Below are 10886 nucleotides of genomic sequence, written 5' to 3'. Positions count from 1 at the left end.
ATTAAAACGAATTGGTTGGTATTCGCATGGTAGGACGCGATGGTATTTCAATTCCACAATGGTACGATTAAAACTTGAAGACGGGCGGCTTATTTGGCTGGACGGCGAGTGGCTGTCCGGCGTTTGGCACTCCGGCATTTGGCATTCCGGCATCTGGCGGGGCGGCCGCTGGATGACCGGGTTGTGGCTGGGAGGAGAGTTTTTGGGTGGCGAATGGTTGTCCGGCGTTTGGCGCGCCGGCAACTGGCGTAACGGGGGGACTTGGCATAATGGCGTTTGGCTTTCCGGCAACTGGCTATCCGGCCAGTGGCACGGAGGGGAATGGTATAATGGCACGTGGTTCTCCGGCACTTGGCACGCCGGAGTTTGGCACGCCGGGGAGTGGCTGGACGGCGTCTGGCTGTCCGGCCAGTGGCTTGGCGGCAGCTGGGAAGGCGGTACCCGTAAACCGGCAGAATAGTTAGTGTTTAATGGCAAATAGCTCTTACCCCTCCTGCGCTTGCAGGGGGGCTTTTTTTTATCCGTACGACTTAAAAAAAAACTTATAAAAAAAATATAGCAAAGTGTTGCATATTAAAAATATATGTTATATATTTGTAGTGTACTTAAACAGGAAGTAATATGGAAGAATTAGTAAAAAAGTTAATAGAAGTTTGTCCGGAGGACAACTTCTACTTACATCAATCTGCTACTAACCTTTTAGTGTCAGTATCTGCCGATGGGTGGGTTAATTACATTTGGTGGGATTTTGAGAACGAATATATAGATATAGATTCGTTCTTACTCGACTCGCATACCAACACAGAAATGTGGGTCCCCCTTGAAGAGGGGGAGGTCACACCTGTAATTATGAACATAATTGAGGAGTTGATATTCCAGGCGGAGAACTATAGTTGATCCGCCTTTCCTCCCCCCGCGCCCACCCCCCCCCTGCGCCGCACCGCGCCCCCGCGCGCTCGCTTGCAGGGGGGCTTTTTTTTTATTATAACATCAAATCCAAATTTCACAAGCAAGCTCTTCTTTCATATGTTTGTTTGTTTTAAAGTACTGTGTTTAAAAAATCTAAACATATGTTCAAAAAAATAAAGAATAAGCTACAACAATTAGAGTTGGCTTTAATTAAAAAAGCGCAAACAGGTGCAGAATTAGCCGTCGTGCAGATGAAAAGGCGTATTTTTCAGCAAGGACTTAAAGCGAATCTTACGCCCATCGGCAAATACAAAACAGGCAAGCGCAAAGGACGCCCTATCAAGTTAAAAGATACGGGGCAATTAGAAAGGAGCATACAAGTAGTCTTTACGCCTAATGGTGCAAGAATTGTTGGCGATGGTTCAAAAGTGCGCTGGTTGGAGCGCCGATATGGTAAAATGTTTTCTTTGTCAAAAGATGAAATACACTTATTAATATAATATTTGTATATTTGCATATGCACATATAAAAATGGAAACAGTATTGTTGTACAGTTTTATTGGGAGTGCTGTTGCGTATTCTTTTTGGATTTGGTGTGGCAGCCCTAACAGTCAAAATGGGGAATATAGTACTGATATGATATTATCTTTTTTAGGGCGTTGGTTGCTTACAAGGTGGTTTAAGAAGCAACAAACAATATACAAGTTGTTCCTTTGCCCGTATTGCTTAGCTGTTTGGATTACGTTTTTAGTTGCTATTACCAATACAACGGTGTTATGCAGTATTATTTCAGCAGCATGCACTGCCCCGTTCGTTTCGTTATTTATGCTCATTAACAAAAACATATAACTATGCCAATAGACAAAAATGTAAAAAAAACATCAACACGGATGCGCGGCGTGTTGGTGTATTATTTCAATCCAGCATTGGTAAGCAGAGATGGGAAGGTCTTCTTTGAAGACATTGTATCCAATACAATGGACTATGAGACTTTTTTTAACAATTTTCAACAGCACCAAGACCGAGATGGTGTAACGTATGACCCAGAAGCCGAACGGCTATGGGAGGCGGGGATAGTGCAAGTGGATAATTACAGCCAATTGCGCTTCTTTAAAGAAACCGACCCGTTTATTCAAAAATTGTTAAAAGAATATCAAACCGCTTCATTGGAAGACAAAAGCCATGTCTATTTCAAGTTAGCGGATGTAGGCTTGGATAAAGAAACCGCATTGGTAGATGAATTAACCAAGTTGCGTGCTGAGTTGGCTGCATTGAAAGGAGGACGTAAGCAAGAATAATATGGAAGGCGAAAACTTAACAGTACCCAAAGACCAAGATGTTAATTCGCAATTAACATCACTTAAAATAAGCCTTACTGCTGCTGGGGTAAGTGCAAATCTATTGGATTCGCTTGGTAAAAAAATCAAGTTAGATGACGGCAGCGAGGTAACGGTAGATGCCGAATATTTGGCTAAACAAATAAGAGAGACCATCTTGTCTAAGGCATTCCAAGAAGGATGGTACAAGGAGTATCCACCTTATAAGAAGGAATTGGAGGAAATGACAAGGAAGCGATTTTATGAAGATATCAAAGAGATTGGGGAGGCATTGCTTCCTGAAAACCCTGAGATAGCAAAAGAAATAGCCAAGAAGTACAAAGATGCTGGTCGTTATACGGCTTCACAGTTAAGACAATATGCAAGTGAGCTAAATAAAATTCGCTTAGCAGACTATGAAGAAAAATTAAAGAATGTGTCGTTGGAAGGTCGTGAATTTCAGCGCATCTTAGATACAGAGCGCAAGCAACGCACAGAAATAGAGCAAGCTAAGCGCGAATTGGAGCATCAATTAGAGCGGTTGCGCACGGAGGAGCTGCCTGAATTGGAAAGCCGTTTCAAATCTGAAATTGAACGTATACGCTGGGAGACGCGGCTTTTTAGTGAATTTTACAAGTTGCCCAGCATTTACGACGATGAAATCCAATTAGGGCGGCGCGAGGCAGAGCTGGCAAAAGAAAACCACATTCGGAATTGGTTGATAAACAGCTTCAACACACACTTTGAAGTTAGACCAGACGGCAACGGCGGATACCAATACTATGAAAAAGGAAGGTTAGACCCTGTTTGGGTTACCAATCCATACGGGCAAAGGGTTCCGGCAACGTTGTCGGATATTATACTAATGATTGCCAAAGACCCTGTGAAAGGCGGGCGCTTTTACAAAGCGTCTAATGGTGGGGTTGCAGGCAACAAAGCAAATGATGAAATTGCCAAGGAGGCATTGGCGCGCGACCAAAAAAGAAAATCGTTTTTCAGTTAGTCAAAGCCCTTGCAACAAGGGCTTTTTTTTTATATTTGCATAAGTGTCTACGGACACCTTCCTTTGCTAAGGCAAATATCCCTCCCCTTGCCAGCTACGGCAACCAACCCTTTCACGTAAGGATTGGAAAGGCAAACAAAAACATGGTTTAACCTTTTCCAATATTTTATATGCCAGTACGTAGCCCAGCGACAACCTTTTGTACGAAAATCGAGCGGTTCATTGGTCAAGGCAATCCTGCGACCATGAAGACGCCTGTTGGATTCTTGCAAGCCCTTTACACAGAGGAAAATTTAAGAGGTGGGCGGCAAGAACAACGCGACTATGATATCAATGAAGGTCGCGCTATTGCTATTTATCGCAACTTCTATCAACGCGGCACCAATAACGGTGTTTTTAACGTCCAAGCAGACGGCGCCCCTGATTTGTGTGCACCCGGTACACAAAAACCAATCTATACCACTGTCTTTGAGTTTGACTTGACGCGCGACACGTTTTATCACAAGATAACGTTGTCAGACGCTCAATTTAAAACTTACTGCAATAGCGAAACAAAAGACGCTGAATTTGAGCGGATTTTAGCTTCCAATCTAAACGACTTTTACGTTACCATCAACAGGGCGCTATTGGCTCGTTATGTAGCTGGTGTTGGTGGTTATGTTGGAGGCGGCGCTATCAAGTCAGGGAACGCATTTACGGGCGGTAACATTGATGTGTCTTTGAACTCTATCTTAGACGTTGTACGCCGCGAATTTGAAGAGATGGAATACTCTACACAGCCTTTTATTGTAGGTTGGAACAACATTAAAGAGTATTATCGCAAAGGTCAATTCGGTTGCTGCAACAGCAACGTAGGGGTTGATGTATCAGCCGCTACCAATTACGGCTTATTTTTTCAAGATATCAACGTTCCCAGTGTACTAGCCCCCAATGTACAGCGTTTCTTAGCTTTTCAACCGGGACATGTTATCCCAATGGAATTTACACGCAACGTTGGCGACTTCCAATATGAACCCGTTGCAGAAAGAGGCGATGCTTTAAATTTCAACAGTTTAGATGATGTGAATACGGTTATTACCGACCGTACCAACAACTTTGATGTGCCTTTTACCTTTGATGTCTATATCCGCAAATCTAATTGCGGGTTGGATACGCAGTGGGTTGTTACATTGGCAAAAACGATTAGCTTGTTGTTTGCGATTCCAGCAGATGCATACAACACAGGCGACCGTTTAATAGGTACCAATGGGACTTTGTTGTTTAATGCTACTGCTGCATAAGCCACTGTAAACAAGAAGAAATATGAGTATTTACAACGTTGCATTGGGTGCGTGTACCAATACGTGTACCGCCCCGCCTGTACAAGTGGCTGCACCGTCCTTTTGCGATACAAAAATTCTTGCCACCGATATTGTAATCGTTGGTTTTTTGAATTGCGAGGTATCGCCAACCAGCACTCCTCCGTTACCAGAAGCGCCTACATTGGCGTTATCACATTTACAAGCACTGGTAGCTGCTAACAAACTTAGCTTTAAACGGGTGCAAAACTTTAATAAGCAAGCAGAAGAGTGGCAAGAAGTAAGTTTTGACCCTTTTATCCCAGCGGCTATTACAGGGGCAAATCAAACAATTACTTTTGAAGACAACTATTTTGATTTTGTCGCTGAAACTGATAGGTTGTATTGGGACGACAAAACTATGCTTGCCAATAATGGTAAATTGCACTTGGTAACCATTTATAGAGGGGATTTAGTAACGTTTTATCGCACGCCTGTTAACTTGAAACAGACGTTGACTTACGATGCAACAGGTAAAAACATTGCCCGTCGCCAATTCACCGCGTCTTTTATGTGGGCTGATGATAAAGTACGCGGTTGGAATTTTTACGTAATTGCGGGCGCTTACAACGCTTTCATTAACAACTAAATCAAAACTAAAAATATGGCTAAGTTCACAAGTGTTAGCAACAATAATTTTGCGCGCAAGCTTTGGTTTGCAAGACTTCGTGCAGCTGGATTGTATAGAAAACAATGCACAAAAGCAGTAGGTGCTTGTGCAAAGATGACAAAAGTCTCTGCTACTACATTAAAAACTACAAAGTACGCCAATCTTTCACCTCGTTCACAAAAACAGCAAAAAGATACGCGTACACGCAGCGAAAGAGCTATTAAAGAGCTTCTTGCGCAGGCTAAAAACATATCTAACAAAAGACTTGGTACGTGTTGTTGACCGTAAGGGGAAAACCAAAGCAACACGTTACACAGCTCAACCAATCCCTGCTAAAAGAAGTGCTGAAAGTAAGAAAGCTGTTGCACGCGAAAGGGCAATGGAAACACGTAATAAAATGTTTACCAAAAAAGATAAGCCAAAACGCAACAGATAGGCACAAGCAATTAAGTCGCGTCTAAGAAAAACAGGTGTAACTACAAAAAAAATAATATGAAAAAAACAAGAATAAGAACGCCGAAAGGGGGGTATCAAATTACCAAAAGCGGCATTAAGAAAAAATAAGTTTTTACACATTTTATGTGCTTATTTAAGCGCTCTGATGAATACGGAACAACACGTGGAATTAGGAATGCAACACATTCCTGCTCGCTTTGTAAACGTTTGGGTGGAGCGAATTGGCTACATAGAAGTAGAGTGTGTTAACGATTTAGTAGACACGCCGTTTTGGCTGCGAGGGTGCGTTGTAGAAGTAACCTTTTTAGAATAGGGAATGAATTGGAAACAGGATTTTATTATTTCTTTAAAGGATAAACGCTACAAAGACGGCTTTCGCAGTCTTTCGGGCAAATATTTAGAGCATTTAGCGGGGTTTACGCTGAAAGGCATTGCCAATGCAGCCACATATGGCAGTGCAATGGAGTTAATACAACAAGCATCAACAATAGCAGTAGACTTTGCCGTTGAGGATGTGTTGACGCGCATGCAGTGTTTAGGGCAAATTAAAATCATTGCCCAATCTTTGCCAACGCTTTGGAATGATACGTATGCCGATGACTATTCCAACGAAGTCAAAGGTATAGAAGTCATCAAATACAACCCCCAATATCAACCGCTGTCTACTTGGCGTGTTACAAAGGTGCATTTGCTTGCCAATGATACGGTTGCAGGTAAACAAGTGCAACTCATTGATGGCAGTACTGTGCTTACTTTTACAGTAGACATTGTAGCAGGACAGCCAACCAGCATTGACCTTACCAATGATGATAAGACGTTAGGGTATTTAGTGAAACACCCTGAACGGTTTAGTGTCGTTTGGGATTTATCTGATGTTAGACCTGCTACGTGGACGTGGGCAAATCATCAAATGAACAATAATCAATCTTGTGGTTGTACAAGCAAAAAAGCAATTGGTAGATGGTATTATGTTAAAGGCAATCACGGTATTGCATTGGATATGGCATATGTGTGCGATTTTAGCCGGTTGGCTCAAAATATCGCTTACATGATGTCACAAGCTATTTTGTACCGCTTTGGTGCGCACTTAGCAGAAGAAATCATTGGTTCTGATAGAATCAACTTTTTTACCAATAACAGTGTAGAGTGGGCTGAAAAGCGCAAAGAAGAGTTGTTAGATTTGTACAACAAAGAATTAGAAAAGGTATTGCCTTCTATTACACAAACTGTTGTAAGCATAGACTACAATTGTTTTGATGTACGTAGGAATGTATTGGTAGAAATGCGAGTATAATGGCAACTAAAAAAACAACAACAAAAAAGACTACACTCAAACCCAATACGCGCAAAGCAGGCGGTTGTGGTTGTGGAGGTCGTAAAACAACTGTCAAAAAATGACTACTATTCAACCAATTAATAGTGTTATTTTCAGTATTAACGGCGTTCCTAAGCAACGCGGCAAGTATGAAATTGTACGCGTAGGCGAATTGGTTGGTATTCGCATGGTAGGACGCGATGGTTGGGTGAAAGGTTGTGAGCTCCAACCTGTTAGCAAGTATAACGGAGGTGCTTATCCTAATGCAAATGCTTTTATTAGTTTCCTACAAGATGTCATTTTTAAATAGTGATGGCAAAAATAGAAGCAGGTAACGACCAATATTTTTTTATCAATGGCATTCCTAAGCAGCGTGGTGCCTATGAGCTTGTTCACGACGTTGTTGAAGGGATAGATTACATTGGTATTCGCATGGTTGGTCGCGACGGGTGGGTTGAAGGGTGCCAATTACAACCTGTTAGCAACTATACAGATAACAACGATACCCCCTTTGCCAATCTGAATAGCTTTTTTGTGTATGTAAGTGCTTTCATGTTTGATAGCAGCGGAGCTGGTGGAGGCGGTGGTGGAGGCGGTGGTCCGGTAAATTGGGTTGATATCATCGGTAAGCCAACAACGTTCCCTCCTATACCACACACACATGTATCAACAGATATCTCAGACTTCACAGAGGCTGTCCAAGACGTTGTAGGTACTACTTTAATTGGGGGCACAGGGATAGCAGTCGTTTACGATGATAGTGCTAACACAATTACTATTTCAAGTACTATCAACACATCTAATTTTATCTTACAGAACGGTAATGCATTTGGAACAGCTATTACCATTGGTAGTAACGATGCTCAACCTTTGCAACTGGAAACCAATAACACAGTAAGGTTGCGTATCAGTGATATTGGGATAATCAACGTCCCTAACTTCACAGGTACAGGAAATAGAGTGGTTATTGCCAGTCCAAGTGGAGATTTATCTACTGTTACTATCTCTTCGTTGATTAGCGGGCACACACACACGTCCAGCGATATCACAGACTTCACAGAAGCCGTCCAAGACGTAGTAGGTGCTACATTGGTAGCTGGTACAGGGATAGCAGTCGTTTACAATGATACTGCTAACACAATTACTATTTCAAGTACTATCAACACGTCTAACTTTATACTGCAACATGGTAATACATTTGGGACACCGGTTGTTATTGGTAGCAATGATGCTCAAAATCTTGAATTTGAAACCAATAACACGGTAAGGTTGAGTATCAGCCCTACTGGTACAATCAACATCCCTTCACTTGCAGGTACCGGAACCCGTGTAGTTGTTACTACCCCAACAGGGGACCTGTCAACCACTACCATATCATCATTAGTCTCTTCACACACACATGTATCCAGCGATATCACAGACTTCACAGAAGCCGTCCAAGACGTGGTAGGCACAACATTGGTAGCTGGAAGCGGTATATCAATCAACTATAACGACACTGCCAATACAATTACCATATCAAGCAGCGGTGTAGATTGGAATGACATTACTAACAAGCCTGCTACTTTTCCTCCTTCACCACATACACACGTCCATGAAGACATTACAGACTTCTTACAGGCAGTAAAAAATATTATTTCACAAAACCTTGTACATGAAAATCATGAAGGAATTTCCTTTATAAATTATGGTGGTGTGATACTTGCACAAGTAAATGCCGATTTAAACTACATTCTTTCCAATGGCAATATTGCATGGAATCAAATTGAACTATTAAATGAAGGCGGTGAAAAGATTGTTTATGCTTCTGATTGTATCCAATACGAAAAAGGTGGATATCACTTAAAACTCGGATTTGAGACCCCTTACGACCTCAACATAAGCACTTTTTTTGAGCAAAAATTTCAAACCAAGAACGGCATTATTGCGACATTAGATGATATAACAGCTGTTTTTGATAGTACAGATATTAACCCTGCTTTTCAAGAAACCGTACAGGATATCATTGCTGCAACATTGGTAGCAGGTGCTGGTATAACAATTAACTATGATGATAATGCCAATACAATTACCATATCAAGCACTTCATCATCTCCTACAAATGCTATTTTGCAAGACGGTAACAGTTTTGGTACCGCTGTAAGGATTGGTAGCAACGATATTTTCCCCTTGCAACTGGAAACCAATAACACGGTAAGGTTGAGTATTAGCCCTACTGGTACAATCAACATACCTTCACTTGCAGGTACCGGAACCCGTGTAGTTGTTGCAAGTTCAAGTGGAGATTTATCTACCAATACCATATCATCGCTAATCAGCGGGCATACACATGTATCAACAGATATCACAGACTTCACAGAGGCTGTCCAAGACGTGGTAGGTGCAACACTGGTAGCTGGAAGCGGTATATCAATCAATTACAACGACGCTGCCAATACAATTACCATATCAAGCACTTCATCATCTCCTACAAATGCTATCTTGCAAGACGGTAACAGTTTTGGTACCGCTGTAAGGATTGGCAGCAACGATGCTCAACCCTTGCAACTGGAAACCAATAACACAGTTCATGTTACACTGGATACAGCAGGGGCATTGCACATTGGTTCGGTTGTAAGCGCCAATGCACAACTGCAAGTAAATAGTACAAGCAGAGGTTTCTTGCCCCCTCGCATGACTACTACACAACGCAATGCAGTAACATGGACAAGTGCAGATGCAGGCATGATTATTTACAACACAATCAATAACAGACACCAAGTTTACAACGGGTCTTCGTGGTTTAACTTAGCAACAGTTAACATGATAACCGCAACGGGCAACTTGGTCAATGGTGTTTTTACATACTCTGATAGTAGAATAACCACATCAAGTGTTGTTACTGCAACTGCTACCAATACTGGCATGCTAACAGGTATGCTAAGAGTCCAAGTAAATGCAGGGAGTGTAACCGTAAGAAGCGTCGATTATACCAATAGTGTAATGACTAATGATTCGGCGGGTATCAACTTAATTATTGTAATATCACTATGAGCACTTTTGAAATAACAACTAATAATACACTCAAACAAGTACAAAATGCCAACTATGTTACGATTCCTCGTTTGACCACTGTTGAAAGAGATGCGCTAACGGGGGTATTGGTTGGTTCTAAAATATGGAACACGACTACCAATCAAGAAGAAACTTGGAATGGAACTACTTGGTTACCAAGCCATTTAATCTTAAATCAAGGCACATTGGCAGGTAGAGGCAGTACGTCTGGAACAGGAACATTGCAGCAAATAACAATAGGTAGTGGGTTAGTCATGACAGGAACGACGTTGTCTGTAAATACAAGTGGTGGAGTTGGTACTTCTCCTGAACGATTAGCACAATTGCAAGAGAGTTTTAACGACTATCATTTCAATTCCACAATGGTACGATTAAAACCGGAGAGTGGCGTCGCGGCACGTGGCACCGTGGCACGATTTCAATTCCACAATGGTACGATTAAAACGCTTGGGCGGTTGGCGGCGGCGGCTCAATTGGATTATTTCAATTCCACAATGGTACGATTAAAACGCATTAAAAAGCCCGGCACTTGTTTCGATTTGTATATTTCAATTCCACAATGGTACGATTAAAACGGGCGGGGGGTTGCGGGCGCGGGTTGCTGGGACGGGATTTCAATTCCACAATGGTACGATTAAAACCCGAACAAATCAATTCAGTGTATGTTAATTCAGTGCATTTCAATTCCACAATGGTACGATTAAAACACTTGTATTGAGTTGATTAAGCCTGATGATACAAGACATTTCAATTCCACAATGGTACGATTAAAACTCAGTATCTGCCGATGGGTGGGTTAATTACATTTGGATTTCAATTCCACAATGGTACGATTAAAACCCGTTCAAAAGTAAGTAATCGATTACAAAAACGCAAATTTTGGGTA

Annotated in this window: 10 protein-coding genes and 1 CRISPR repeat array; all 10 genes read left to right on the top strand. The window is 41.8% G+C overall.

From position 1 onward, the window contains the following. Positions 1–460: hypothetical protein (locus tag NZ519_07705; GenBank protein ID MCS7028633.1), on the top strand; the 460-nt coding region annotated here is incomplete at its 5' end. A gap of 610 nt (positions 461–1070) precedes the next feature. Then, positions 1071–1409: a hypothetical protein gene (locus NZ519_07700; protein ID MCS7028632.1), complete on the top strand. Its 339-nt coding sequence runs from the start codon at positions 1071–1073 to the stop codon at positions 1407–1409. Between the two features lie 399 nt (positions 1410–1808). Then, on the top strand, positions 1809–2207 hold the full coding sequence (locus NZ519_07695) for a hypothetical protein (protein MCS7028631.1): 399 nt from the start codon (positions 1809–1811) through the stop codon (positions 2205–2207). A 1-nt stretch (position 2208) separates the two neighbouring features. Further along, positions 2209–3228, top strand: coding sequence for a hypothetical protein (locus tag NZ519_07690; GenBank protein ID MCS7028630.1), 1020 nt, complete (start codon positions 2209–2211; stop codon positions 3226–3228). Positions 3229–3398: 170 nt separating this feature from the next. Then, the gene (locus NZ519_07685; protein MCS7028629.1) at positions 3399–4508 is read left to right on the top strand and encodes a hypothetical protein; all 1110 of its coding nucleotides are present in this window, start codon (positions 3399–3401) and stop codon (positions 4506–4508) included. Positions 4509–4593: 85 nt separating this feature from the next. Continuing rightward, entirely contained in the window at positions 4594–5154 is a 561-nt protein-coding gene (locus NZ519_07680) for a hypothetical protein (GenBank protein ID MCS7028628.1), read from the top strand. A gap of 622 nt (positions 5155–5776) precedes the next feature. After that, positions 5777–5944, top strand: coding sequence for a hypothetical protein (locus NZ519_07675; protein ID MCS7028627.1), 168 nt, complete (start codon positions 5777–5779; stop codon positions 5942–5944). Positions 5945–5947: 3 nt separating this feature from the next. After that, complete coding sequence (locus NZ519_07670; protein MCS7028626.1) at positions 5948–6925, top strand: hypothetical protein; 978 nt, start codon at positions 5948–5950, stop codon at positions 6923–6925. 100 nt (positions 6926–7025) lie between these two features. Further along, positions 7026–7256 (top strand): hypothetical protein, encoded by a 231-nt coding sequence (locus NZ519_07665; GenBank protein ID MCS7028625.1) that lies wholly within the window; start codon positions 7026–7028, stop codon positions 7254–7256. Positions 7257–7258: 2 nt separating this feature from the next. Beyond that, positions 7259–9979 (top strand): hypothetical protein, encoded by a 2721-nt coding sequence (locus NZ519_07660; GenBank protein ID MCS7028624.1) that lies wholly within the window; start codon positions 7259–7261, stop codon positions 9977–9979. 369 nt (positions 9980–10348) lie between these two features. After that, positions 10349–10840: direct repeats of the CRISPR family, unit length 30 nt; unit sequence ATTTCAATTCCACAATGGTACGATTAAAAC. Positions 10841–10886 lie beyond the last annotated feature (46 nt).

It is taken from the genome of Bacteroidia bacterium, assembly GCA_025056095.1.
Classification (GTDB): domain Bacteria; phylum Bacteroidota; class Bacteroidia; order JANWVE01; family JANWVE01; genus JANWVE01.
This window is presented reverse-complemented; position numbering and strand designations above follow the sequence as displayed.

Excerpts from the sequence above, each read along its gene's own strand:
- NZ519_07690 (MCS7028630.1), top strand. The coding sequence starts at position 2,209 with ATGGAAGGCGAAAACTTAACAGTACCCAAAGACCAAGATGTTAATTCG.
- NZ519_07685 (MCS7028629.1), top strand. The coding sequence starts at position 3,399 with ATGCCAGTACGTAGCCCAGCGACAACCTTTTGTACGAAAATCGAGCGG.
- NZ519_07700 (MCS7028632.1), top strand. The coding sequence starts at position 1,071 with ATGTTCAAAAAAATAAAGAATAAGCTACAACAATTAGAGTTGGCTTTA.
- NZ519_07665 (MCS7028625.1), top strand. The coding sequence starts at position 7,026 with ATGACTACTATTCAACCAATTAATAGTGTTATTTTCAGTATTAACGGC.
- NZ519_07670 (MCS7028626.1), top strand. The coding sequence starts at position 5,948 with ATGAATTGGAAACAGGATTTTATTATTTCTTTAAAGGATAAACGCTAC.
- NZ519_07660 (MCS7028624.1), top strand. The coding sequence starts at position 7,259 with ATGGCAAAAATAGAAGCAGGTAACGACCAATATTTTTTTATCAATGGC.
- NZ519_07675 (MCS7028627.1), top strand. The coding sequence starts at position 5,777 with ATGAATACGGAACAACACGTGGAATTAGGAATGCAACACATTCCTGCT.